This window comes from Myxococcus virescens (assembly GCF_900101905.1).
Classification (GTDB): domain Bacteria; phylum Myxococcota; class Myxococcia; order Myxococcales; family Myxococcaceae; genus Myxococcus; species Myxococcus virescens.
Window position 1 is genome coordinate 100,790 of sequence record NZ_FNAJ01000021.1, and the last position, 25,185, is coordinate 125,974.

20 protein-coding genes, 2 tRNA genes and 1 pseudogene are annotated in these 25,185 nt (G+C 67.8%); 8 read left to right on the forward strand and 15 right to left on the reverse strand.

Going from position 1 to position 25,185, the window contains the following annotated elements; all coding sequences use genetic code 11:
* Positions 1 to 109 precede the first annotated feature (109 nt).
* Positions 110 to 991: a DNA integrity scanning protein DisA nucleotide-binding domain protein gene (locus tag BLU09_RS34330; protein ID WP_090495195.1), complete on the forward strand. Its 882-nt coding sequence runs from the start codon at positions 110 to 112 to the stop codon at positions 989 to 991.
* Positions 992 to 1,000: 9 nt separating this feature from the next.
* On the opposite strand, the gene BLU09_RS34335 is transcribed toward BLU09_RS34330, so the two are convergent.
* The 6 genes from BLU09_RS34335 to dnaK all read right to left on the reverse strand — a co-directional run bounded on the left by BLU09_RS34335 (position 1,001) and on the right by dnaK (position 9,881).
* Positions 1,001 to 1,558, reverse strand: coding sequence for a PspA/IM30 family protein (locus BLU09_RS34335; protein WP_090495198.1), 558 nt, complete (start codon positions 1,556 to 1,558; stop codon positions 1,001 to 1,003).
* Positions 1,559 to 1,573: 15 nt separating this feature from the next.
* The gene (locus BLU09_RS34340) at positions 1,574 to 3,853 is read right to left on the reverse strand and encodes a vWA domain-containing protein (protein WP_090495200.1); all 2,280 of its coding nucleotides are present in this window, start codon (positions 3,851 to 3,853) and stop codon (positions 1,574 to 1,576) included.
* A 49-nt stretch (positions 3,854 to 3,902) separates the two neighbouring features.
* Entirely contained in the window at positions 3,903 to 6,434 is a 2,532-nt protein-coding gene (locus BLU09_RS34345; RefSeq protein ID WP_090495203.1) for an AAA family ATPase, read from the reverse strand.
* A 50-nt stretch (positions 6,435 to 6,484) separates the two neighbouring features.
* Positions 6,485 to 6,895, reverse strand: a complete 411-nt coding sequence (locus BLU09_RS34350; protein WP_090495206.1) for a thiol-disulfide oxidoreductase DCC family protein — start codon at positions 6,893 to 6,895, stop codon at positions 6,485 to 6,487.
* Positions 6,895 to 7,770 carry a hypothetical protein gene (locus BLU09_RS34355; protein ID WP_090495209.1) on the reverse strand — a complete coding sequence of 292 codons (876 nt, stop codon included), beginning with the start codon at positions 7,768 to 7,770 and terminating at the stop codon, positions 6,895 to 6,897. The genes BLU09_RS34350 and BLU09_RS34355 overlap by 1 nt, the downstream gene beginning before the upstream one ends.
* A 200-nt stretch (positions 7,771 to 7,970) precedes the next feature.
* Positions 7,971 to 9,881, reverse strand: coding sequence for a molecular chaperone DnaK (gene dnaK / locus BLU09_RS34360; protein WP_090495211.1), 1,911 nt, complete (start codon positions 9,879 to 9,881; stop codon positions 7,971 to 7,973).
* A 393-nt stretch (positions 9,882 to 10,274) separates the two neighbouring features.
* Between dnaK and BLU09_RS34365 the strand changes: the two genes are divergently transcribed.
* Positions 10,275 to 11,366, forward strand: coding sequence for a diacylglycerol/lipid kinase family protein (locus tag BLU09_RS34365; protein ID WP_090495213.1), 1,092 nt, complete (start codon positions 10,275 to 10,277; stop codon positions 11,364 to 11,366).
* Positions 11,367 to 11,390: 24 nt separating this feature from the next.
* Here the strand turns inward: BLU09_RS34365 and BLU09_RS34370 are convergent, their stop codons facing one another.
* The 5 genes from BLU09_RS34370 to greB all read right to left on the reverse strand — a co-directional run bounded on the left by BLU09_RS34370 (position 11,391) and on the right by greB (position 15,553).
* Complete coding sequence (locus tag BLU09_RS34370; RefSeq protein ID WP_090495216.1) at positions 11,391 to 12,152, reverse strand: SAM-dependent methyltransferase; 762 nt, start codon at positions 12,150 to 12,152, stop codon at positions 11,391 to 11,393.
* Positions 12,153 to 12,199: 47 nt separating this feature from the next.
* The gene (locus tag BLU09_RS34375; RefSeq protein ID WP_090495218.1) at positions 12,200 to 12,505 is read right to left on the reverse strand and encodes an HP0495 family protein; all 306 of its coding nucleotides are present in this window, start codon (positions 12,503 to 12,505) and stop codon (positions 12,200 to 12,202) included.
* A 15-nt stretch (positions 12,506 to 12,520) separates the two neighbouring features.
* Positions 12,521 to 13,840 carry a PhoH family protein gene (locus BLU09_RS34380; protein ID WP_090495220.1) on the reverse strand — a complete coding sequence of 440 codons (1,320 nt, stop codon included), beginning with the start codon at positions 13,838 to 13,840 and terminating at the stop codon, positions 12,521 to 12,523.
* A gap of 225 nt (positions 13,841 to 14,065) precedes the next feature.
* Complete coding sequence (locus BLU09_RS34385) at positions 14,066 to 15,013, reverse strand: hypothetical protein (RefSeq protein WP_026114160.1); 948 nt, start codon at positions 15,011 to 15,013, stop codon at positions 14,066 to 14,068.
* Positions 15,014 to 15,022: 9 nt separating this feature from the next.
* The gene (gene greB, locus BLU09_RS34390) at positions 15,023 to 15,553 is read right to left on the reverse strand and encodes a transcription elongation factor GreB (protein ID WP_011553233.1); all 531 of its coding nucleotides are present in this window, start codon (positions 15,551 to 15,553) and stop codon (positions 15,023 to 15,025) included.
* A 192-nt stretch (positions 15,554 to 15,745) separates the two neighbouring features.
* Here greB and BLU09_RS34395 point away from each other — a divergent pair.
* Both BLU09_RS34395 and BLU09_RS34400 read left to right on the forward strand, forming a co-directional pair.
* Positions 15,746 to 15,818, forward strand: a tRNA-Lys gene (locus tag BLU09_RS34395).
* A gap of 23 nt (positions 15,819 to 15,841) precedes the next feature.
* Positions 15,842 to 15,914: transfer RNA gene (locus BLU09_RS34400), tRNA-Glu, on the forward strand.
* Positions 15,915 to 16,044: 130 nt separating this feature from the next.
* On the opposite strand, the pseudogene BLU09_RS34405 reads toward BLU09_RS34400, so the two are convergent.
* Positions 16,045 to 16,568 (reverse strand): annotated as a pseudogene (locus BLU09_RS34405) (protein kinase family protein); the annotation flags it as partial.
* Positions 16,569 to 16,621: 53 nt separating this feature from the next.
* On the reverse strand, positions 16,622 to 17,326 hold the full coding sequence (locus BLU09_RS34410; protein WP_143043248.1) for a hypothetical protein: 705 nt from the start codon (positions 17,324 to 17,326) through the stop codon (positions 16,622 to 16,624).
* Positions 17,327 to 17,795: 469 nt separating this feature from the next.
* Between BLU09_RS34410 and BLU09_RS34415 the strand changes: the two genes are divergently transcribed.
* Positions 17,796 to 18,110 carry a hypothetical protein gene (locus BLU09_RS34415; protein ID WP_143043249.1) on the forward strand — a complete coding sequence of 105 codons (315 nt, stop codon included), beginning with the start codon at positions 17,796 to 17,798 and terminating at the stop codon, positions 18,108 to 18,110.
* An 817-nt stretch (positions 18,111 to 18,927) separates the two neighbouring features.
* On the opposite strand, the gene BLU09_RS38970 is transcribed toward BLU09_RS34415, so the two are convergent.
* On the reverse strand, positions 18,928 to 19,116 hold the full coding sequence (locus BLU09_RS38970; protein ID WP_167371217.1) for a hypothetical protein: 189 nt from the start codon (positions 19,114 to 19,116) through the stop codon (positions 18,928 to 18,930).
* Between the two features lie 2 nt (positions 19,117 to 19,118).
* A complete protein-coding gene (locus BLU09_RS38520) occupies positions 19,119 to 19,415 on the reverse strand; it encodes a hypothetical protein (protein ID WP_143043251.1) in 297 nt (98 codons plus the stop codon).
* An 891-nt stretch (positions 19,416 to 20,306) separates the two neighbouring features.
* On the opposite strand from BLU09_RS38520, the gene BLU09_RS39640 reads away from it, so the two are divergent.
* From BLU09_RS39640 to BLU09_RS34440, 3 genes are all read left to right on the forward strand, one after another.
* Positions 20,307 to 20,444, forward strand: a complete 138-nt coding sequence (locus BLU09_RS39640) for a hypothetical protein (protein ID WP_244172281.1) — start codon at positions 20,307 to 20,309, stop codon at positions 20,442 to 20,444.
* A gap of 165 nt (positions 20,445 to 20,609) precedes the next feature.
* Complete coding sequence (gene hrpA, locus BLU09_RS34435) at positions 20,610 to 24,320, forward strand: ATP-dependent RNA helicase HrpA (RefSeq protein WP_090495230.1); 3,711 nt, start codon at positions 20,610 to 20,612, stop codon at positions 24,318 to 24,320.
* Positions 24,321 to 24,916: 596 nt separating this feature from the next.
* On the forward strand, positions 24,917 to 25,185 hold a 269-nt coding region (locus tag BLU09_RS34440), incomplete at its 3' end, for a transposase (RefSeq protein WP_143043202.1).

The window sequence follows — 25,185 nt, forward strand, 5'->3', positions numbered from 1 at the left end:
AGCGAGGTTTTGGGGCCCTGCACCCCAAAAAAAGGGCCCGAAAGCTTCATTCATGAGGTCTTCAGTGTCAAGCTGACGTGGGTATGACCAAGGGTGAAGGGAGGGGCGTTTGACCGAGAACACGAAGTTTGATCGGGAGTTCCTGCGCTCGGCTCTCTCGTTGGCCGGCAAGAACGAAGTCGATCACTTCCTATATATCTGCGACACGCCCATTCCCGCCGAAGAGTTTCGCGGCCGGCCTGCGCGCAAGAAGCTCGTCTACGCCGTCACGATGCCCAAGCTCGCGGAGGAGCACCTCGCCAAGAAGGTCCGCGCGCTCGTCATCCCCGCGTACGACTACTCCCGCACCGAGCGCGTCAAAGTGGCGCTCGTGTCCGCGCTGTCCCAGGGAGCGTTCAAGGAAGGTGACCTGGTCCTGTGCATGACGGGCAAGGTGGGCCGCGCGCCGGACACGCTGATGCAGATGCGCATCGGCGGCTCGCTCGATGACCGCGTCGCCATCGAAGGTGTGAAGCTGGGCGATGAGTTCAACTCCCAGGTGGTGGACGCCCTCATCCAACTGGCGCTGCAGATTGGCCAGGAAGGTTTCGAGGGCCACCCCATTGGCACCATCATCACCATTGGCGCCCACAACACCGTGATGGAGAAGAGCCGGCAGATGACCATCAACCCGTTCCAGGGCCTCTCCGAGGCGGAACGGAACGTGCTCGACCCGAAGATTCGCGAGGCCATCAAGAACTTCTCCGTGCTCGACGGCGCCTTCGTCATCCGCGAGGACGGTGTCGTCCTGGCCGCGGGGCGCTACCTGTCCGCGGCGGATGAGGCCGTGAAGATTCCGCTCGGTCTGGGCGCGCGGCACGCTGCCGCCGCCGGCATGACGTCCACCACGGGCTGCATCGCCCTGGTCGTGAGCCAGACGTCCGGCGCGGTGCGGCTCTTCAAGGGCGGCAACATCGTCCTGGAGCTGCACCAGACAGCGCGCCGGACCTGAAGGCCGCGCTCATTCCTCCTGCGACTTCTCCTCGCGGTAGATGTCCGCCAGTGCGTGCGCGCGCTCGATTTCATCCCGAGCCGCGTCCACCACCAGCGCCTGGTCGAAACGGGCCACGCGCTCGCGCAGGGACTCGGTGACGAGCCCGCCCATGGTGAGCCGCGCGGACGCGCTCTCCCGCTCGTGGCGCAGCTCCGCCACGCGATCGCCCAGCTCGCTCGCGGCCTCCAGCAACAACCGCCCGTCCGACTCGGCCCGCTCCAGCGAATCACGCGTGCTGGCCAGGAGGTCCTCCGCCTGCGCCTGGTCCTTCTCCAGCACGCGCACCGCCCGAGCGTCACCGCGCTCCTTCGCGGTGGCACGCCGCGAGGTGAGCTCCAGCAACCGGCGCGCGTAGCGCTCCTCCGCGCGCACCAGGTCCGCCTTGAGCGCCAGCAGCGTGGCCGCGGACTTGCGGACCTCGGCGGCCTGTCGCTCCAGGTTTTCGATGAGCTGGTCGAAAGCAGCCAGCGGGTCCGCTGGGCGCGACGGCTCCTTCTTTCGTCTCCTCAGCAGGCCGAAGAACATGGGCGTGGGCGCAGCCTACCCGAAGGGCCGGCACAACAGCCGCACGCGCTGCAATGCCTCCTGCGTGGCCTGCCCACCCGCGGACAACGCGGACAGGTAGCGCGCCGGGGTCAATCCGTACACACCCAGCAGGTGTTGAAGCAGCAGCAAGCTCTCCGCCGCGCGCCGGTCCGCGGGGGCCAGCGACGCCGCCTCCACCAGCGCGCCCAGGATGTCCGCGACACGGTGCGTGACGTCCTTGCCAGTCGGCTCGGCTCCGGGGGGCAGCGTGGGCTTCTCCGGGAAGAGCGCATCGAACGAAGCGTCCACCGCCACGGTCCGCGGAGCGGCCCGCCCTGCGGCGACCGCCTCCAGCGCCTCCAGGTGCGGCGTGAGCTGCTCCAGCGCATCACCGGACGCCGGCACGTCACGCGGCAGCAACGTGCGCCAGGGCGTGTCGAACTCCGTGCGCGCCCACAGAATCTCCTCGTCGGAGAGGTGGTGGTAGAAGGCGCGGCCTCCGGCGGCCCGCTGCTCCCGGACGAGGAGGCGGAGGTCCGGGTTCTCCTCGCCCAGGGACACGAAGCTCAACGCGATGTCCAGCGCGTCCATGGGTGCGCGGGTGCGGCGGATGAGCTCCAGGTCCACGCGGTCCTCGCCGTCAGTGACGAGCACCACGGTGGCCCGAGCGAGGTACGGGTCCCTCCCCTGCGCGGCGCGGATGGAGTCGAACGCGGACATCAGCGCGAGCGTGATGTCCGTCTGCCCCTCCGCGGGTGACTCGCGGAAGAGCTTCTCCAACTGCCGGGTGGCCTCCAGCGCGGAGTCCACTCGCGCCAGCTCGGTGGGCACGTCATTGAAGAAGCTGAAGTACAGCGGGTCGAAGTGCTCGCCCCGGCGGGCCTTGACGCGCAGGTTGTTGAGCTCCGCGATGACAATGGCGTCCCGGAAACGGGCTCGCGCGCCGTGCATGGAGCCCGACGCGTCGCAGACGTAGACCCGCACCGCGGTGCGCTTCACCTTCCGGGGCCGCGGGGGCGGCTCGTCGTCCAGGTACGCGCGCACCAACTGGTGACTGGCGGCCAGGTCGCGCAGCAGCATCCGCGGGTCCGTCAGGACGAAGTTGTTCACCTCGTGGAGGCTGCCCGTCGTCTCGTAGGTCATCGTCTGCGTCGGGTACGGGACACGCCGGGACACCGCCCGCGCGGTGCGCGTATCCGCCAGGACGATTTCCTCCGACAACGCGTCCTCCACGTCGAAGTAGCGGGCACAGCCCGCCGCCAGCTCGAACGTGGAGAGCTGCTCGGGATCCAGGGAGAAGGCCAGGTCCGTCAGCAGCTCATCGGCCTTCGGAGGGCCCGGAACTTCGTCAGGCGCCGTGGGCGCTTCGCCGAACCAGTGCGACAGGCCATCGAGCTCCGCGCGCTCCATCAGCGACGACAGCTGAGAAGGTGCCGGCAACATCGGTGTCAGCGCCGCCCGGGCCGCGTCCGCCAGCGCCGCGTCCCCTGCCTCCAAGGCCCGCTCGTAGAGCCCCTTCAACGAGCGGTAGGCCACCTGGGGCTCGCGCCGGGCCGTGTGACGCACGTGCCGCAGCAACTCCTCCATGGAGCGCACGGCTGGAACGGCCCGCACCCGCTCGCGGGCCTCGGCCACCTGGCGCCGCAGCACCATGCCTCGCTCGCGGTCGTGGTCCGCGCCCAGGCGGATGAGCAGCTCGTGCGCCAGGTCCAGGTCCCGGCGCTTCTGCATGACGTCCGTGGGGTTGGCCCGGGCCCGCTCCGCGAAGAACTCCGCCACCGCCAGACGCGCACTGGTGGGCGCAAGACGCGGGGTGCTCCCATCGATGCGCCCGTAGATTTCCAGCGCCGCGTCGTCCTCCTCCGGCTCCGACGGAGGACGGGCGAAGAGGTCCGCCACCTTCACCACGCGCGCCAGCTGGATGAAGCCCTTCTCCAACACCGCGACCGCGCCGGGAAGCGACTCTCCCTTGCGCCAGGCCCGCTCCACGAGCACCAGGCACTCCTCCACCTCCTCGAGTGCTTGATGGGCCCTGTCGAGCAGCCCCTGCGCCAGTGCCCCCGCCCTGCCCTTCCGCAGACCCAGCTCCTTGAGGAGCCGTGCGTCCGCCGACGTGTGCACGCCCACCCGGTCCAGGTCCCGGTCCAGCGAGGCCAGCATTGGCAGCGCGACATCCTCGGGCCCGCGAGCACGTCGCCCCAGCAGCGTCCACGCCCGCCAACCGCCGCGAGCAGGCGCGGGCTGGTGGAGCGCATCCAGCCGCTGCCGGAGATCCGCGAGGCGCCGGGCCAACACGCTCAGCGCCCCCTCTCCGCTTCAACCAGTCGCCCGCGGGAGCGCCGGGTCATGGTGTGGACCGCCGCGCCAGCACCTGCCTGCTGAAGCGCCCGAAGTCCTCGTCGATGCCGCGCAGCTGCCCCTCCAGACGCCGAGCCCCCTCGCCCAGGTCACCGGGCATGGTCCCCAGCAACGCGAGGACACCCCGCAGCCGAACCAGCTCGCCTTCCTTCAACGCGAGCATCGGGAAGCGGCTGCGCACCAGCCGGTCCACGGTGCGTTCGGCATCCGTGCGCTCCGTCATGGATTCAGGCGGTGGGAGCGACGTGAGCAGCTGGGTCAGCCAGCTCCGCAGGTATTTGACGCGCGTCTGGACGAACCCGAGCTCTGCCTGGGCCACCGCCGAACGCACGGCCTCCGACAGGAAGCCGGGCGAGGCAGCGCCGTGGTTCGCGGCCAGCTGTCCATCCAACCCCAGCAGCGCGGCCAGCTCTCCATCAGGCGCCTTCGCCGCGAAGTCGCCCCGGTAGAAGACGTAGGCGTCCCCGTTGAGCACCGACGTGGACGCGGGCGGCGGGCTGGGCACATCGCGCGTGAGGAGATGGGCATGCTCGCGCAGCCGGGACTCGATAATCTCCCGGCACTCGGCGAACACCGCGTCGACGGACACCCCCTCACGCCGGAGGTTCTCCGCCACCGACTGCACCGCGCGACCGTACTGCTCGATGCGTTCGAAGGGCGTGGAGGACAGCACCTCCCGGGCGTAGGCAATGCCCAGTGGGAGCAGCAGCTCCTGTTTGAGGCCCTGTTGCGTGGGGTCCAGGACAGCCAGGGCGTTCTCCAGCTGCGTCAGGCGGCGCGAATCTCCCGCCAGCGCTTCGAGCGGCTCCCGACGTCCCCGGGCCAGGTTGCCCTGGAACGAGAACACAGCGCGCCGGCGCAGCGCGGACACGACCCGGCTCCGGACCTCAGCCTCGGCCGTGAGCAGGCGCTCCGATGCGGCGGGCGCGCCGTCCGACAGCTGTCCCGCCAGCTCTCCCGTCTGGGAAAGCTCCTCCTCCAGGTTGTCCGCCAGCCCGACCAGGCCCTCCAGCTTGAGCCCGTCCTCGAAGTCCACGCTCTCCGCGGACAGGGCGATCATCTCCTGGGCACCTTCCAGAAAGCGGGCCGTTGCCTCGCACAACGCCCCGTAGCCCGGCCGCAGCTCGGGGACGCCGCGACAGAGCGTCAGCACGTCGCCGAACGACACCAGCAGTGCGATGCCGCCCCGCCCCTCACCGTGCCCCGCCATGCCACGCGCCAGCCGCTGCTCCTGCGCCGCCACCAGGGCCCGCGCCGCCGCCACCAACGGGATCCGGTTCTGCGCGTGGCGCGGCCCGGGCACCAGCTTGGTCAACAAGGCCCGCGCCGTGGTGGAGACAACGCCCGGCTGCCAGTTGCGGCTCACGGACTCGACGGAGCTCACCTCTTCGGAGGACCCGAGCGCTTGCGCCTCGCGCTCCACGCCGCCCCCCAGCTCCCGCTGTATCTTGGCCAGCGCTTCGTCGAAGGCGCGCTGTTCCAGGCGGACGATTTCGAGCTGCGCCCGCTCCCGAGGGTCCACCACGGACTTGAGCAGCGCCTCCGTCTCCTCCGCTGGCGGTCCTCCCAGGAGGAAGAACCAGCGCAGCGAATCCAGGTCCTCGACGGTGGCCTCCAACGCCCGCTCGGGGCGCCGGTAGATTTGATCCCGCACCACCGCGGCCTTCAGCGCCCACAGCGCCTTCACCACGGAGCGCTGGGAGAAGTACTTCGTCGGCACGTAGTCCGGCAGCTTCGCCACCTGGGCCGCGAGCGCGCGCTCTAGCGCATCCGCCAGCAACTCCACGCCTTCCATGACGTGGCTGGGCACCACCACCTTCGTCACGGCGTCCTGCAGCAGGTCCACCTGCTGCAACGACAGCTGCGCGCGCAGGTCCGGCCGGGCGAAATGGGAGAAGCGTTGCAGCATGGCCGCCCGGCTCTCCCGGCGCGCGAACGACTTGGGCACGAAGCAGATGAAGCTCAGCCGGTCCGCGAAGGCCAAGAGCAGCTCCGGCGAGCGCGCCAGCACCTCGGAGAGATACCGGTTGCTCGTCATGACGACGCACTCGATACGCCCCGTCGTCACCCGGCGGCCGTGCTTGAGCTCCCGCTCATGCAGCACGTTGAGGATGGAGCGCAGCAGCATGTCCCGGCCGTCGAAGATCTCGTCCAGGAAGGCGTGCTCGGAGCCCAGCATGCCTTCGTCGGTGAGGTACTCGGTGCGTCCCGTCTCCGTGAGCACCTTGAAGTCCACCGGGCCGATGAGGTCCGTCTGCACGGTGGACTCGGCCAGCTGCTTGGAGAAGAGCGACGGCAAGCCCGTGCGCTCGTCAATGATGCGCCCCAGGACGGCGCTGGCGATGGCGCTCTTGGCCGTTCCAGGGGGGCCCACCACCAGCACGTGCTCGCGCCCCAGGAGCGCCAGCTCCAGCTGCGTGAAGAGTGTCTCTCGCTCCAGGTAGGCATCCCGGAGCTCGGTGAAGAAGTGCCGGAAGGCGCGCGCGGCCTGGAGGTATGTGGACGGTGGAGATTGCACGGACGAACCCGAGGTGGCGGGGAACCGCCATGCTATCCGCCACGCGCGTCCTATTTGAAGTGGACCACGCACGCTCCGTCTGGGCATTGACGTCCCGCGATGCGGAAGCGATGGCGGGCCACGACGCGGTAGAGCGCATCCAGGAGCTGCCGCAGGCCCGGCACGTAGTACACACGGAGCAGCCGTCCCAGCGGCCGTCGGCCCAGCGCCAGGACAATGGCCTCCAGCCCCTCCACCACGGCCCCATCCGGGAGGACCAGTTGCAGGGCCCGCTCACAGCGGTCCGCCGTGACACCCGGGAAGGATGCCAGCACCCCGTCCTCTCGAAACGAGCGCAGGCGCGTCCCCGTCCCGCCCAGCAGCCGCTGGAGCTGCCGGGCCGCCCCACCGCACAGGCGGCAGTGCCCGTCATAGAGAATCACGTCATGCCCGGGAGGTGTCGTCCGCAGCACGGGCGCCATCAGCGAGGCCTCAGCGTGTCATGCAGGTGCGCATGCACCGCGCGCCAGATGTCGTGCTGCCGCTCGATGGGGTCCATCAGCGTCATGCCCACCGACGTCGCGGGCGAGCTGCCCTGGAAGGCCGAGTACTGACGCACCTGCGTGCCCCCCGCGCCGTCCTCGGCGAAGACGAAGCGATTCGTGCCGCGCAGCGGGTGCCCATCCAGCGTGGTGATGTGCAGCGTGTTCGCGCCCGGCTCCAGGCGCACGGTGATGGGCGCCCACACGGGCGGAAATCCCGTCTCCTCCAGGAACAATTTCGCGCCATCCACCAGCGCCGCCGTCGCCGGCCGGACGCGGATGCCGGCGGCCTCGAACACCGCCGATGGGTGACGGACGAAGTAGGCGTAGGCCTGGGCGGGCGCCACGTCCGGAATGCTGCTGGTGTAGTCCGTCAAGGACGTGGGCGCGCCGAGGATGGGCGGACTGGGCTTCAGGTGGTCCAGGTGGATGCGCGCATAGCCATCCACGGCGGCACCATCCCCCATCAACCGGCTGGCAGCCGCGGCTTCGGATTGAGCGGCCGTGAGCGCCCCCTGCCGCACCTGCTCCATCAGGTTGCCCGTAGGCCTGGGTGGAAACGCGCCGCCCACGCCGAAGTCGAACTGGTTGTCGGCGCCCGTGCGAGGCCCCGAGCGCGGCCCGGGCACAGACAGCGCCGGTGGACGCCCCAAGGAAGGCCCCCGGTAGGGCTCCGCCGTCGACGACGCCACGGCGGAGGCCGGCCGGCACTGCGCCGTGCGAGTGGGAGGAGGAACGACCGCCGGCGCAGCGGCGCCCTCGGAGGGAGCGGTACCGGGCGGAAGGAAGGACGGTGACGACTGGATGCGGGACATGGAACGCCAGCCCCTGCATCCCTGCCGCCAGTCCTTGCCCCAGTCCCATCAACCCCTTGGCACGGCCCGACGTCCCGCTTCCCGTACGCCCATCCTCCCTTTCGGAACACCCCTCCACCCCGCAAAGCAGAAGGGCCGGCCCCACACTCGCGTGGGAGCACCGGCCCTCTGCGTTACTTCAGCGGCTCACCGCTTCCGAACTAGGACTGGCGGAACTCGGCGTCCACCACGTCGTCCTTCTTGGGGCTGGCCTGCGAGCCCGGCGCCGCGGAAGGACCAGCACCCGGAGCACCCTCGGCGCCCGGCGCGCCGCCCGTGGCGCGGTACATCTCCTCGGCGGCCTTGTAGCTGGCGGCCTGGAGCGCATCGAGCGCCGTCTTGATGGCGTCCTTGTCCTGGCCGTCGCGGACCTTGTTGATCTCCGCCACCGCGTCCTCGAGCGCCTTCGCCGTGTCCGCGGACAGCTTGTCCTTGTTCTCCTTCAGCAGCTTCTCGGCCGCGTAGGACTGGCTCTCCGCCTGGTTCTTCATCTCCACCAGCTCGCGGCGGGTCTTGTCGGCCGCCTCGTTGGAGCGGGCGTCGGCGACCATCTTCTCCACCTCGTCCTTCGCCAGACCGGACGAGTGGGTGATGGTGACCTTCTGCTCCTTGCCCGTGGCCTTGTCCTTGGCGCTGACGTTGAGGATGCCGTTCGCGTCGATGTCGAACGTCACCTCGATCTGCGGCACGCCACGCGGCGCCGGCGGCATGCCCGTCAGGTGGAAGCGGCCGAGGCTGCGGTTGTCGCCCGCCATCTCACGCTCGCCCTGGAGCACGTGGATCTCCACCTGCGTCTGGCCGTCCGCGGCCGTGGAGAAGGTCTCCGACTTGCGCGTGGGGATGGTGGTGTTGCGCTCGATGAGCTTCGTCATCACCCCGCCCAGCGTCTCCACGCCCAGGCTCAGCGGCGTCACGTCCAGCAGGAGGATGTCCTTCACCTCGCCGGAGAGCACGCCGGCCTGCACCGCGGCGCCCACCGCGACGACTTCGTCCGGGTTCACCGAGCGGTTCGGCTCCTTGCCGAACAGGCGCTTCACGGCCTCCTGCACCTTCGGGATGCGCGTGGTGCCGCCGACGAGGACGATCTCGTTGAGGTCCTTCGGCTCCACGCCCGCGTCCTTGAGACACTTGCGGCAGGGCTCCAGCGAGCGCTCGATGAGGTCGTCGATCATCGCCTCGAACTTGGCGCGCGTGAGCTTGACGTTGAGGTGCTTCGGGCCCGTCGCGTCCGCGGTGAGGAACGGCAGGTTGACGTCCGTCTCCATCGCGGCGGACAGCTCGATCTTCGCCTTCTCCGCGGCCTCCTTCAGGCGCTGGAGGACCATCTTGTCCTTGCTGACGTCGAGCCCCGTGTCCTTCTTGAACTCGGTGATCAGCCAGTCCATGATCCGCAGGTCGATGTTGTCACCGCCCAGGTGCGTGTCACCGTTGGTCGCGAGCACGTCGACCACGTTCTCGCCCACCTCGAGGATGGACACGTCGAACGTGCCACCGCCGAAGTCGTAGACGGCGATCTTCTCGTCCTTCTTCTTGTCCAGACCGTACGCGAGCGCCGCGGCGGTCGGCTCGTTCACGATGCGGCGCACGGTGAGGCCCGCGATTTCACCCGCGTCCTTGGTGGCCTGGCGCTGGGCGTCGTTGAAGTACGCGGGGACGGTGATGACCGCCTCCGTCACCTTCTCACCCAGGTAGTTCTCCGCCGCGCGCTTCAGCTTCAGCAGCACCTGCGCGCTGATCTCCGGCGCGCTGTACTGCTTGCCGTCGATGTCCACGCGCGCATCGCCGTTGGGCCCCCGGGCGACCTTGTAGGGGACCAGCGTGGCCTCCTCGGACACCTCGTCGTGCCGCCGGCCCATGAAGCGCTTGCTGGAGTAGATGGTCCGCTCCGGGTTGGTGATGGCCTGGCGCTTCGCCACCTGACCGACCAGACGCTCCCCGTCCTTCGTGAACGCGACCACCGAGGGCGTGATGCGGCTGCCTTCCTCGTTGACGATCACCTTGGGCTCGCGACCCTCCATGATCGCGACCACACTGTTCGTGGTGCCCAGGTCGATCCCGATAATCTTGCCCACGGTTCCTATCCTTTGGAAAAGACTGCGTTTTTTCTGAAAACTTCTGATGTACGCCCAACGTAACCACCCACCCCTCGCTGTCAAACGAGAGGGGCCACCGGGCCGCACACCTGAAGGTGGCACTCCCCGCTGCGTAGCGCAGTGCGCAGGCCCACACGCACCGCGTCACAGCCGTGCCACCCGCACGCCACGGGTGCGTAACGCGCTCTACACCGCCGTCACCCCGAGGTAGCAACCGGCCGGGCTTCTGGGCACCAGGGAACGATTCAACCCCTTGGAATCTCAAGCCCCCTCGCCTGCTAACGCATTGCATCATGGCTTGGCGAGGATTGTGCACTGGGTACGGGTGTCGCCGCCCGGTCCCCCACCGGCGCAACCTTCGGAGCCGCCCTCATGCTGGTCCAGCCCCTCCGCTCTCCCGATCTCCGCCGTGCGCCCACATCGGACGTCACCGCCGAGCCCAAGGTCGCGGTCCTGCTGAACGCCAACGCCCGGAAGGTCGACGCTCGGGTGGTGAAGTCCCTGTCCCACGTGGTGCCGGAGCAGGACCTGTTCCTCTCCCGCTCGCCGCTGGACGCCCGCCGCATCATCCAGACGGTGCTGGAGCGTGGCTACCCCATGTTGTTCACGGGCGGCGGTGACGGCACCTTCATGGGCTTCGTGAACGAGGTCCTCCATCAAGTGGGTCCGCGCGGCCGTTTCGCGGGGAAGACGGCGCCTCGCTTCGGCATCCTCAAGCTGGGCACCGGCAATGGCCTGGCCGCCTACGTCAACGCCTCCGGCACCCGGAGCGACGGCATCCTCAATGACGTGCTGCGCGCCCGCACGGGCGAGGTTCCGGGCTACCGCCCCATGGACCTGCTGATGGTGGACGGGCAGCGCGCGCCCTTCGCCGGGCTGGGCGTGGATGGCAAGGTGCTCAACGACTACATCTGGGTGAAGGAGCACCTGGGCAAGGGCTTCTTCAAGAGCGTCCTCAGCGGCAGCGGCGGGTACTTCTCCGCGGTGGCCTGCAAGACGGTGCCTCACTATCTCACCCACTCCCACTGGGTGGAGTGTGAGGTCGTCAATGGCGCCTCCGAGGCCTACCGGCTGGGGCCAGATGGCGGCGCGATGGGCGAGCCGCTGGCCCCGGGCGCCACCCTCTTCCGCGGCCGGCTGATGATGGCGGCGGCGGGCACCATGCCCTTCTACGGTTACGGCTTCCGCATGTTCCCCTTCGCGGGTCAGCGCCCGGGCTTCATGCAGCTGCGACTGGGGCAGGTGACGCCCACGCAGGTGCTCACCCACCTGCCCAAGCTATGGAACGGCCGCTGGTTCCCCGAAGGCCTGATGGACTTCCACGCCCGCGAGGTCACCATCCGCTTCGCCAACCCCATGCCCTTCCAAGTGGGTGGCGACGCGGCCGGCTACCGCGAGCAGGTCACCATGTCCGTGGCTCCGGAGTCCGTCGAACTGGTGGACTTCACCGGCGCGATGAACTGAGCGCCCGCCGGGTGCCGCTCCTGGCTACCCGCGGTCGCGGGACGCTGGGGGCTTCTCGCCCTGCTCCTTGCGGCGGCCCACCACGAAGGCGTAGCTGACGCTGGCCTTGCCGTTGCTCTCGCGGTGCAGCGCCAGCTCCTCACGGAGCGCGGCGGGCTGCGAGCCAGGGACGGACGACAGGAACGTCTCGATGTCCCGGTAGTGCGCGTCCAGCTCCGCGTCATGGAGCGATTCGGCGGACTCGGGCTCGTAGCCGGCGCCCTCCACCACCTGCAGCAGCTCGCGCGGCAGCAGCAGCGGCCCGGCGACGCGGCGCTCCCAAAAGTCGATCGCCGCCTTGGGAGCAAAGCGCCCCACCCGCGCGGGGAACGTGAAGCCCAGCCGCCCGCGCTTCGACAGCAGATCGCGCATGTTCGCCAGCGTGGCCTTCAACGGGTAGAGCACACGGCCCTGGATGAGGATGCCGTTGAACTCCCCGTCGGCCAGGCCCAGCGCGTCCAGCGACACGCGGCGGACTTCAATCTGCTCCGCCAGCCCCTGCGCCCGCACGCGCTCACGCACCGGGTTGAGGAGGGCGTCGTCGGTGTCGGCCGCGACGACGGTACAGCCCATCTCCCGGGCCAACAGCAGCGCGGCGCTTCCATCGGGACCACAGCCGAGCACCAGCACGCGCGAGCCGGGCTCCAGCTGGGCCACCTTCGCGAAGCGCCGCGTTGCGTCATCCGAGCTGAAGGCGCGCCGGACATCCGCGGGGTGATACAGCGGGAAGGGCTCAGGCGGGCTCATGGATCCCCATATACCCGCCTCCTCCAGAGACTTCCAGCCACGGCCCCCTACAAGTAGTAGATGACCCGCTCGTCCTTGTGGAGCCCATCGTAGATGGCGCGCCGCTGCTCCTCGGACAGCAGGTACACGGACACGCTCAGGGAGACGTACTTGCCCTTGCTGCTGGGTTGCTCGTGGATGGAGTCCGGCGAGAGCTCCGTGCCCAGGAACCGCTTGAACAGCTCACGGACATGCTCCACGAAGCCGGCCCCCTGCGCGCCCATCACCTTGAAGGTGTAGACGGAGGGGTACTCGATGAGGGGCTTCTTCTCCCCGTCGCCGGTGGGAGGACTTCCTGCGTCTTCCTTCGTCATGTCTCGTACCAGAGGCTACAGCAGGTTGGCGGCGAGCTCGGCCAGGGCGCTGCGCTCACCCTTGGACATGGTGATGTGCGCCGCGATCTTCTCGCTCTTGAAGCGGTTGACCACGTGGACCAGGCCATTGTTCGTCGCGTCCACGTACGGGTTGTCGATCTGGAACGGGTCTCCCGTGAGGATGATCTTCGTGTTGTCGCCCACGCGGGTGATGATGGTCTTCACCTCGTGCGGCGTGAGGTTCTGGGCCTCGTCCACGATGATGAACTGGTTGGGCAGGCTGCGGCCACGGATGTACGTGAGCGGCTCGATCTCCATCAGCCCCAGGTCCAGCAGTTCGTGGTAGCCGCGCCCGGCCTTCTTGTCCGCGCGGCTGAGGTTCATCAGGAACTCCACGTTGTCGAAGATGGGCTGCATCCAGGGGTTCAGCTTCTCCTCGACGCTGCCGGGCAGATACCCGATGTCCCGGCCCAACGGGAAGATGGGACGGCTGACCAGCAGCTTCTGGTAGAGCCCCTCCTCCGTCACCTTCTGCAGGCCCGCGGCGATGGCCAGCAGCGTCTTGCCCGTGCCCGCCTTGCCGACGATGGTGACCAGCTTGACGTCGTCGTTGAGCAGCAGGTCCAGGCAGAAGGCCTGCTCCATGTTGCGCGGGCGGACGCCCCACGTCCCGTCCTTGATCTGCCGCACCAGGGGCACCAGGCGGCCCTTGGACCCGTTGTAGCGGCCCATGGCGGTGTGGGACGGGTTCGTCTCGTCCTTGAGGAGCACCACCTGGTTGGCGAACAGGGACTCGGCGTCCGGCAGCTCCACCTCGGCGCCCTGGCGGTACATCTGGTCCACCAGGTCCTTGGGGACCAGCCGCTCGGCGAAGCCGGTGTACAGCTCCGTGATTTCCACCCGCTCGGTGTCGTAGTCCTGGGCGATGAGGCCCAGGGCGTCGGCGCGGATGCGGAGGTTGGTGTCCTTGGTGATGAAGACGGCCTGCGTGTCCGGCTCCGCCTCCATCAGGTCGAGCGCCACCCCGAGGATGCGGTTGTCCATCAGGTTGCTGTCCGCCATCGACGGAGGCAGCGCGCGTTCGGTGAAGCTCACCCGCAACAAGCCACCGTGCGGCAGAGGCACCCCTTCCTTCAGGGAGCCCTCGGCGCGGAACGAATCCAGGTAGCGCGCCACCAGGCGCGCGTTGCGGCCCAGCTCGGAGAGATCGCGCTTGAACTGGTCGATCTCCTCGATGACGTAGATGGGGATGATGACGTTGTTGTCTTTGAAGCCGTAGATGCTGCGGGGATCGTGAAGAAGGACGTTGGTGTCGAGAATGAAGTTCTTACGCATCGTGGGTTGCGCGACCTGAAGGTTCGGCTGCGACCGCGAGGGACCGTGCGACGGTGAGTCTCCTGACCACTATAGGCACCGGCGTCAGGGGAAACAGCCTGCTTGTCGCCAGGACGTGCGGCTGTCCGAAACCCCACGCCCCAGACGCCGGGGATGACGGCGGTCCGCATGGCGCCTTTCGGTGAGTCACCATGGATCAACCCTGTAGCACGAGCGGCCGTCCGTTCAGTGCGCCACGACAGGTGCGAGCGGATCATATCCGAGCAGCTCCGCCACCCGCTCGGGCGGCGGCCCCGGGGGCATCCGCTCCCAGGGAAAACGCCGCTGGAGCGTCTCCTCATCGAGCGTGAGCTGCCGCCGGGCATCCAGTTGGAGCGCGTCATCCCACGTGTTCGCATCGAAGTGCAGCCCCAGCCGCGAGCTCAGCGGAGACACCATGGGCGAAGGCTTGAAGGCCACGGCCTCTCCGTGCTCGTCGCGCATGCAGTGCAGCTCCACCGCCCACGCATGGAGCCAGCGCGGCAGGTGCCGCCCCGCCTGACGAAGCGCGAGGAAGCGGCCCTGCGCGGCGCCATCCACGAAGAGGAAGCGGCGGTCATAGACGCAGGCGGCGGCGAAGGTGGACGGCGTGAGGGCCAAGGCCTCGGTGCCGATACGGCGGGCCATCAGCAGGAGCACGTCCAGGATGTGGCCGGCGAGCTTGAGCCCGGGGTGGTTCTGCCCGGGCAGCGGCGGCCGGTTCCAGTCGAAGGCGCGCCCCGGGTTCTGGAGCAACAGCGAGTCCAGGTACAGCAGCGGCGTGGCGGCGAGCGCGTCACCGAGCCCCACCTCCGCACCGGTCGTCCGCCGCAGGTCCAGGTCCGCCACGGGGACGTAGAACCGCCTGCTCCACAGGATGATGCGCGGCCGGTACGGGTCCGTGCACACAACGCGAAGCTCCAGCGGCCCCACCCGCTCCTCGACGCGCTGGAACAGCCCGTAGGCACGCAGGGCCCGCTCCAGCCCCTGGGGGCTGTAGGTGCCGAAGACGAGGTCCCCGCGGGAGGCTTCGGCGCTGCCCAGCCCCAGGTCTTCGAGGGTCATCCCCGCGCTTTCGGAAACGGCCAGGTCCGGCCCGCTCAGCGCCTGATAGATGCGACGGTAGCGGGGGTTGATGGGCTGAATCCGAGGCATGGCTTCCACCTATTCGTAGCGGATGTCCACCACCGTGAGTTCGATGTCCCCGCGTGGCCGCCGCACCTCGACCGAGTCCCCCACGGCCTTGCGAAGGAGCGCCCGCCCCATGGGGGATTCGACGCTGATGCGCCCGCCCGAGGCGTCAATCTCGTCGGAACCGACGATCTGATAGGTGCTGCGGCCGCCGTCCTCATCCTCCAGGCTCACCGTCGCCCCGAAGAAGACGCGGGAGCGGTCGGTCTGCTCGGCGGGCGTGACGATGGTGGCGGTGTCCAGGCGCTTCTGGAGGAAACGGAGGCGGCGGTCGATTTCGCGCAGGCGCTTCTTCCCGTAGATGTACTCGGCGTTCTCGGAGCGGTCGCCCTGCGCGGCGGCAGCGGAGACCTCGGCCGTCACCTTGGGGCGCTCCTCGTTGAGAAGGTGGACGAGCTCGCGGTGCAGGCGCTCGGCGCCCGCCCGGGTGAGGTAGCGGCGGAACGGGGCCCGCTCGGCGTCGTCCTCGGTCTCCTGTTCATCCGGATGTACGTCCTGGGACATGGTTCCTGTATATCGCCACGGGGTGACACGCGGCGAAGGGCGCTGGCCCTGACGTTCACCGGAAAGCGGTCGGAGCGCTGTCAGAAACAGCTCCATGCGCTCGCCAGTGGAAAGCGTCGCCGAGTGCTGGTAGGAAGCGCCTGCCCCGGGGGCTTCCGGGGTGGTGGCGAAAAATTTAAAAAAGAATAGTGCGAGTCGCTAGCTCAGCTGGTAGAGCACCGGCCTTTTAAGCCGAGGGTCGGGGGTTCGAGCCCCCCGCGACTCATGCAGTTGAAGTGAAGGTGTGCTGTCCCCGTCGTCTAGAGGCCCAGGACGCTGGCCTTTCAAGCCGGTAACACGGGTTCGAATCCCGTCGGGGACACTGTAAAAACGCGGGGTTGGACGGGTCAAACCGTCCAACCCCGTTCGTTTTTTGGCCGCTCCCTGTTGTTCCTTCAGGGACCAACGCAGCCTGTTTCCCGACTGCGTCGACCGGCTCAGAAGCACATCAATCACGCCGTCGTCACATCATCCGGCTTGCGCTTGCCGCGACCACGAGGCGGCAGGGTCGCCATCGAATCCAGCGCCGCTTCTGCCTGAGCAGCCCGAGACTTCAGCTCAGTTGCGGCATCGGCCTTCGCGAAAGTACCGCCAAGCCAGGCCGTCAGGTCGGCCGCCCCCCCCTCGCCGACTGGTAACGCTCCCGAAGGGCAACCTGAAGTAGCCGGTTCAGCGTCACTCCCAGGCCCTGGGGGAGTCCTTCGGTCATCGCGTCTACGTCCGCAGCCGTCAGGGTGGCCGCGCGCCAAATCGCGTCGGACACCAACGGCGGCGCTCCTATGAGCGTAGCCCGCTTGATTGCCCGAACTACCCGCCGACGCTTCTTCATGGGTAACGAGCCCATGACTTCGGGCGTGGTGTCGTCCGGGCAAAAGAGCAGGTTCTTCCCCGTCGCCAGTTCGAGCAGCACGACGCCCAGCGTGAAGAGGTCGGAGCGCGCGTCGACGCTCCCTCCGAGCAGCATTTCCGGTGACGGCATGCTGGGCTCTTTCGTCCCCCTGGCCCGCCTCGCTTCTTCAGGGGGCGGGCTTATTCAGGCTTCAAATTGAAGCTGTGGACCCATCCCTTCCGCTTCGGCTTGCTGGCCGTCTCCACCTCGTAGCGCACACCAACCTTGCCGAAGTCCTCATGCCCGACCACGACCACAGGCACGCCGGGCTTCAACTCCGCAAGGATGTCCTCTTCGAGCCACTGGTTTGCCTTCCGTGACAGGCTGATGGTGTTCGAGAACTCAGAGGAAAGAACGAGCGTGGCACGCGCCCCCTTGGCAAGCACCTCCACGGTCCGGAAGTAGTGCTCCTCGAAGCTGATCTTCGCCTGCCACGCGGAAAGCGGGACGGCCGGATCGGCTTCCCCCCACTGCCCGCCGGGAGCGAACTCGCCAAGCGCCGCGTCGGCGCCCATGTTCAATCGCTCCGACGCGTACGCGCCCACACTGACGGCTCCGAGCCTCACGGGTGCGCTCTCGTAGAAGTGCAGGAGCGCGTGCCGGACGTTCTGCTCGAGTTCCTCCCGCGTAAGCCCACGAGGCACGCGCACCCGCACGACCAGGCGTGGAACCCCCGCAATGTCGGGGCGCTCCATGTCTATGAGTTCGTAGCGGGGAGTGAAACCGGGCTTGCCCCCCAACACCTCCGCGGCTGTGGGTTGCTTCGCAAGTTCCTTCGGCTCGGGTGAACTGCAACTGCAGCCGGACAGAACTGCAAGGGACAACGCAGCAGCCATCAGCCTCATGAGCACCCACCCTTTCGAGCGGGAAGCTACTGGGATGCAACCTGGTGATTCAACCGCGCCTCAGACGGAAATCCGGACCGTCTTGCTTTCCGGCGCCCGCCATACCTACCGAGGGTGATGGACACCAGCGGCCAACTTCACTGCAACGGGTATTGGCCTCAGGACTGAAGCCGGCGTGGGTGGTGGTGGACGAAGTCTACGGGCGTGACAACATGTTGCGACGCATCCTGGAGGAATTGCGCCAGCCCTATGTGCTGACGGTGGCGGCCAATACGCACGTCTCGCAGGGCTTCTGCCAGGTGAAGCCAGGAGACATGGTGCAACTCGTCCCTCCCACAGGCTGGTCCATCTCTCAGCGGGCCCGGGGAGCAAGGGCCCACGCCTCTATGACTGGGCACGAATGCGTCTCAACCGGCACCTGGGCCTATCGAGGTGGCTTCTATTTCGTCGCAGCCTCGTGGACGGGAAGATGGCTTTCTACATTGCCCACGCACGGCGCAACGCCTCGCTGGCCTCGCTGGTGAGAGCCGCGGGAAACCGGTGGGCCATTGAGGACGACTTCGAGTCAGCCAAGGGCGAGGTGGGGCTGGGGGATTACGAAGTGCGTACCTGGACAGCCTGGCATCGACACATGACGCTGTGCCTCGTCGCTCACGTCTTCCTTCCCAATGCGCGGGCCATGGCCAATCTCGCACCCAAGGAGGGACTGCCCCCAAAAGCGCTCGGCCTGCCGTCGCGAAGAAACCCCATGCGGGCGTTTCTCGTCCGGCAGGGCCTTCACTGACAGCCCTCGTCCGCTACTCCGTCCAGGAGATTCGGCGCCAGCTGCTGGCCCTCTGGCGGCGCACGCTCCCGCCAGTTGCCCATGTCCTCCTGTGGAGTCGGTGGCGACGGCACCATCAAGCCGTCGCCATGCGCTGCCACTACCGAGCACGTGGCGCCAGACACAAACTGCAACTGCAGGACCAGTCGGAGCCTTCCAGAAGGCCCGCGACTTCTTCGCCTGCTTCATCGAACAGACCGAGGGCACGCCGCACAAGCTGAGCTTCGCGACCCACGACTGTGTAACACCCCAGAGCGCGGCGAAGCGCTAGCGCCAACGTGCCCCCAATTTACCGCCTACGTTCTACATTGACTATTGCTGCACGTCCCTCTCACTGGCCGAGGGGGCGGAGTGACAATCATGTACTTAATACAAGGGGCTCCATTAGGCAGATTCACCTTAAACTTGCGTCCATCAGACGCCTTGCATTCAACCCCACCACACTTCTCAACATCTATCACCGACCAATCAGGGACAACCGTAGCGGTCTTTCCCCCCGCTGCCTTGGTACAAGCATTGTTGGCGTGCTTCGTCCACTCAGCGTCCGCCTGGTCTTCGGCCTTGGCATCTGCCGAGAAAAAGAGAATCGAGAGCACTGCACCTACTACGACATGCATTTTCATTGAATCGCTCCTGGAATGACACCCGTAACACGAAGCGGAAATCATGCCGTTCCGCCTTCGGCAGCGTCAAGACAGATAACAGGGGAAAAGAAAGCCTCTGTGGCGCATGCCAGTTGACGCGTCAGCCGCAGACACTGACACGTCAACCGGCCTCGCTACACAAGGACTCCCGATGCATCGGCCGGTGTCACCGTCAGGGGCAGCTCGCCGACGCAGTCGAGGTGGATCTGTACCAGCACACCGACGAGCGCGTCGGGGCCTTCCAGAAGGCCCGCGACTTCGCCCGCTTCATTGAACAGACGGAGGGCACGCCGCAGAAGCGATGCTTCGCGAACTTGGGGCATTTTTAGTCTGACTTCATTTGACACATGCCGGCCTTGCAGGTCCCAACCTTCCTTCCAAATCCAGTCACCTCACATCTGGCGCCGTCAGCCAGCGGCTCAAATGAGGGCTTTTCGCCTTTACCTACGCACATCACTCGACATTGCTGCTTCATGACGAGCACATCCGTCATGGGCGTTTTTCCAACACGTTCGCACGCCTTCTTCTGCTCGTCGCCGTGCTCTGCGAATGCAACCGATGGCAAGATGGCGACCCAGGCAGTCAGCATGAGGCTTTTCCGAAGGTTGAGGTAGTAGCTCATGCAGGTTTCTTTCTTAGGAGGAGTCAAAATCAGGCGATGCCCACGACCACACCATTTGTGACGTTCCGTCAGCAATAGCGTCAAGAGGCCACCAAGAGGCATGCCCTATTTTGGATCGCGCCCCTGGGCGCGCAGAAGGGAGGACTGGTGATAATAGTTTCGAGCGTTTGTGATCGTTGTCGCGCCTATTCAGACGCACTTCGGGCCATTCCATTTCTGGCCGATCTCACATTTCTCTTGCACTTGCGGTAGCGATGTTCCCGCGCCTGATCGTTGCGGCATCTATTCTGGCGCCTGCCGACGCGCGCGCTCCAAATCTGGTCGTCTCTGCATCTATCCTGACACACGCGACCACTCCAACGCTGATCAGCCCTGCAGTTAGAAAGGGTCGCAGTCGCTTCAAATCCATATGTCGCACACAGGGCCACGCCATCGGAGCAGAGCCCGGTTTTGAGCATTCGTCACTCCAGTGAAATCTGCCGCTCAGGCAGAGACGGCGTTCACTGCATCACGAGTGCCAATGTCCCTCCGTCAGTGTCGAGAGGGAAGATTCATGCGAGAAATGGGCGTTGACGCGTCAGTCTCAGAGTTTGACGCGTCAAACGTCCCCGCGACACATGAACGTCCCAACGTCCAAGGCTGAGCCACCCTCAGAATCCACACGCATTGACGTGGGGCCAGCGCACTTCGCCGCTGATGCAACCCAAGCCGAAGGGCCCACGTAACTTGAACAACGCGCTGCCGAAGATTGCCACCGCGCAGGCTGCTGCCGGTGGGCGCTATTCCCGCTTCGGGCGCTACCAGCCGCCCTGAAGAAGTTCTTCGACGAGCGGCAGGCGGGCACTCACCTCCTGATTCGCTGCGAGGTCTTCCCGAAGCAGCTCCCTGTGTGTGAAGGAGGGCCACGCCGGGAAGGTCATCAGCGGCCATCGCTGGTCGCACGCCGTGCTGAACGACGAGCAGCCCGCCCAGGCTGAGCACGCGCACAAGGCGAGCAAGCTCCCCGTGCTCGCCGACGCCCGCGCCTGACACCGGGCGGCGACGGATGGCGCTCCTCCGTCCACGGAAGGCCCACGACCGCATGCTGGTGCGTATGGGCGCGCAGGGAGAATCCCTCCAGGAATGCCGGGCGCGCAGGCGCCCACACGATTCGTCAGGGGCGGAACGTTCGCTTCAGTGATAGGCCATGCTGCCATGTCCGGCGACTCACCTGTCCCCACCCCCGGCGGCTTGCCCACCCTGCGCTTCCCCCCCGAGCTCCCCATCTCGAGCCGGGTGGAGGACATCACCGCGGCCATCACCGCCCATCAGGTGGTCATTGTCGCGGGGGCCACCGGCTCGGGGAAGACGACGCAGCTGCCGAAAATCCTGCTCGCCATGGGGCGCGGCCGCCCTCGCCAGATCGGCGTCACCCAGCCCCGGCGCATCGCCGCGACGAGCGTGGCGGCGCGCGTGGCACGTGAGCTCGGCACCGAGCTGGGCACGGACGTCGGGTACCAGATTCGCTTCGAGGACCGCTCGTCTCGGCAGACCGCCGTGAAGTTCATGACCGACGGCGTCCTGCTCGCGCAGATTCACAGCGACCCGCTCCTTCGCCGCTACGACACCATCGTGCTCGACGAGGCCCACGAGCGCAGCCTCACCATCGACTTCCTGCTCGGGTGGCTCAAGCGCATCCTTCCCAGACGCCCCGACCTCAAGGTGGTGGTGAGCTCAGCCACCATCGAGACCGAGCGCTTCTCGCAGTTCTTCGGAGGGGCTCCGGTCATCCAGGTGGAGGGCCGTACCTTTCCGGTGGACGTGCTCTACGAGCCGCCCCACGAGGACGCCGAGCTCGCCGACGCCGTCGCCGATGCGGTGGCGAACGTCATCTCGATCGACCCGAACGGGGACGTCCTCGTGTTCCTCCCCGGGGAGCGGGAGATCCGCGAGGCCGAGAATGCCCTGAACGCGCGCGAGCTCCGCGGCACGGTGGTGCAGCCGCTGTATGCGCGCCTGTCGGCCGCCGAGCAGTCACGCGTCTTCGCCACCATCCCCCAGCGCCGGGTCATCCTCGCCACCAACGTCGCGGAGACGTCGGTCACCATCCCGGGCATCGTGTACGTCGTGGACACGGGGGTGGCGCGCCTGTCGCGATACGAGCCTCGCTCGGGCACCACGCGCCTGCACATCGAGCCAGTCTCCCAGGCCAGCGCCGACCAGCGCAAAGGGCGCTGCGGCCGCGTGCGCGAGGGAATCTGCGTGCGCCTCTACGACGAGTTGAGCTTCACCACGCGGCCCGCCTTCACCGACCCGGAAATCAAGCGCACCGGGCTCGCGGGGGTCATCCTGCGGATGAAGTCCCTCGGCCTCGGTGACGTCGAGGACTTTCCCTTCCTCGACCCGCCCCAGCCGAAGGCCATCGCCGAGGGCTGGCGGGTGCTCGAGGAGCTCGGGGCCATCGAGGGCAAGGAGCGCACCTTGACGCCACTGGGGCACCAGCTCGCGCGCTTCCCGGTGGACCCACGCATTGCGCGGATGATTCTCGCCGGCGCCGAGTACGGGTGCCTGGACGAGGTGCTCATCGTCGCCGCGGCGCTCAACCTGCAGGACCCGCGCGAGCGGCCACGGGAGCTCGCGCAAAAGGCAGACGAACTGCACCGGCGCTTCCGTGACGAGCACTCGGACTTCACGGGGCTCCTCAAGCTCTGGGCGTTCGTGCGCGAGGCCGAGGGCCGGGGGACGTCCCATCTGCGGCGCGTGTGCCGGGACAACTTCCTGTCCTTCCTGCGGGTGCGCGAGTGGCGGGACGTCCAGCGCCAGCTCGAGGAGACCGTCCGCGAGCTGCGCCTGCCGCGCAAGGGCCGGGGCGCCCCAGCGCGCGGGGACGGCCTGCACCAGGCGCTCCTCACCGGGCTCCTGTCTCGCATCGGCCAGTGGAATCCGGAGCAGCGCCACTTTACGGGCGCGAAGCAGACGCGCTTCATGGTCCACCCCTCGTCGGCGCTCGCGAAGAAGCCCCCTGCCTGGGTGATGGCGTTCGAGCTCGTGGAGACGTCCCAGCTTTTCGCGCGCACCGTGGCGAAGCTCGACCCGGAGTGGCTCGCGGCGGCGGCCCCCCACCTGCTCAAGCGCAGCTACTCCGATCCGCACTGGTCGGAGAAGTCCGCGCGCGCCATCGTGAAGGAGAACGCGACCCTCTTCGGGCTGACCGTCTTCAGGGAGCGCCCCGTGCCCCTGGCCAGCAGGGACCCCGCCGAAGCACGGCTGATGTTCCTCGAGCACGCCCTGGTGCGGGGCGAGTACCGCACCCGAGGGGCGTTCCAGGAGAAGAACCGCCAGGTGTTCGAGCGCGTGGCGCGCCTGCGGGACAAGGCCCGGCGCAGCGAGCTGCTCGACAGCGAGGCGATGCTGACCTTCTTCGACAAGCGCGTCCCGGCGGATGTGACGGACGGAGCGGCCTTCGAGGTCTGGCGTCGCAAGGCCGAGGCGGCCGACCCCGACGTGCTCGTCCTCTCGATGGAGGATGCCCTCTCGCACGACCCGGGCCTGTCCCCGGCGCACTACCCGGATGCCATCAAGCTGCACGGCGCGTCCGTGCCGGTGACGTACACCTTCGACCCCTCGGCCGAGGACGACGGCATCACCCTGAGCGTGCCGCTGCTGCTGCTCGCCCAGATAGCCCCGGGTGAGCTCGACTGGACCATCCCCGGGTGGCAGCGGGAGAAGCTCACCGCCCTGCTCGAGCAGCTCCCCCGCGCCCAGCGCAAGCAGCTGGGGCCGTTGCCGGATCTGGTCGACCGTCTCGAGAAGGAACTGGTGCCCTTCCGCGGGCCGATGATTCCAGCGCTCGCGCGTGCGGTGTCCCGCCTGTGCGGCATGGAAGTGACCGAGGAGTCCTTCCGGGCGGATGCCGTGGTGCCGTACCTGCGCATCACGCTCCGGGTGCTCGACGCGCAGGGCAAGGAACTCGCGCGGGGCCGCGACGTCGACGCGCTGCTCAAGCAGCACGGAGGCCATGCACGGGCGGCGCTGCGCAGCGCGGCGCCGGCGTCGGACTGGGAGCGCAAGGGGCTGACCGCCTGGACTTTCGGCGACCTGCCCGCCGTGGTTACCCGGCGGGTCGGCAACCTCGAGGTCCGCAGCTATCCCGCGCTCGTCGACCGGGGCGCCACCGTGGACCTGGTGTTGCTCGAGACATCCGCCGCCGCTGACGCGGCCACGCGCACGGGGGTCCGCCGGCTCCTGATGCTCGCCGCGCGCGGGCACGTAGCCGTCAGCGCCGCGCGCATGCCAACGCCCTTCCCGTCCCTGGACGGCGCGCCGCCCGCACGGGGCCAGGCCGACGCCTTCCGGGCGCTCGTCCTCGCACGCAGCGTCGACGATGCGTTCAAGCTCGCACCGGGCGCGCCGCTGCCTCGCACAAAGGCGGCCTTCGAGGCGCTCGTCCGTGAGGGCTCACCGCGCATCGAGAGTGCGGCCCGGGACTGGGCGAACGCTGTCGTTGTCACCTCCGCGGAGCTCGCCGCGACGCTCGCGGCACTCAAGACGGCATCCAGGGGACCGAGCGGCGCGGCGGCCGTGCGGGACATCCGCTCGCAGCTCGGGCACCTGTTCCCCGCGAACCTCATCGAGTGGATTCCCTTCGTGCGCCTGCTCCACTACCCGCGCTACCTCCGCGCGGCCCAGGCACGGCTGTCGCGTGCGGTGGCGAACCCCAGCAAGGACGCAGGGAAGGCCGCGCCCTTCACTCCCCTGTGGGAGACCTTCCTCGCCAGGCGCGCCACCGTGCGTGACCAGGAGGCGGCGCAGGAGCTGCGGTGGGCCTTCGAGGAGCTCCGCGTGGCCATCTTCGCTCCAGAGGTGACGACGCCCGTGTCGGTGACGGTGGCGAAGGTCGGCGCGGCCGTCGCGGCGCTGCGCTAGAAGCGGGTGGCTGTGCGTCCGCGACGAGAACATCGGCGTCCTCAAGGTGCTGCCGCCCGACTGCCCACCGCTGGCCGGTAGGGCGGCCCGCGCCCTCCGGTGACTCCGGCCAGAACGAGCATGTCCAACTCCTCAGGGGGGCTACACCAGTCGCCCCCCCCGGCGTCGAACTGCTCCAGCACGGCCCTCGTAGGAGCCCGCTTCAGCATCCCGCTGAGCGACAAGGAAGGGCACGACTCGGGAGAGCCCGGCCGTGTCCAGCATGGTTCCAGATGGGACTCGCCCTGTCGGGGAAGTCGCCCTTCGCGGCGACCAATCACAGCACAAAAACCTGACCGCCCATGAAGCCGAGAGCGAATCAATTACAAACAAATCACATCACTACCGTCATCGCGGCGCATCACGAACTTGCGACCCATCACGCGCTCCACCTGGGATGTGTTTGACCCACTCCCCCGCGCTCGTTCCTGGCATGACGCTTGGCAAGTCTGCCTTACCCCAGCGGCAACCCCTTAGAGCACCTAACGAAAGTAAGGGCTGGAGTAGTCGCTTGCCCTGGAGTGGTCGCCTGTCCTGCGCATGCCCACCTTTCGGAAATGGTCCGAGAGCTCGTCCCCGACGCATTTTGGCAGCGTGTGGCCCCGCTGCTGCCAGCACCGAAGCCAAAGAAGAAGTCCGGACGTCCTCGTGCAGATGACCGCGCGGCCCTGGAGGCCATCGTCTTCGTGCTTCGCAGCGGAATCCCTTGGGAGATGCTGCCTCGCAAGCAATTCGGCCTCTCCGGGATGACTGCCTGGCGCCGGCTGGAGGAGTGGACGCGAGCGGGCGTGTGGGAGGAACTGCAGCGCCGACTCCTGGACGAGTT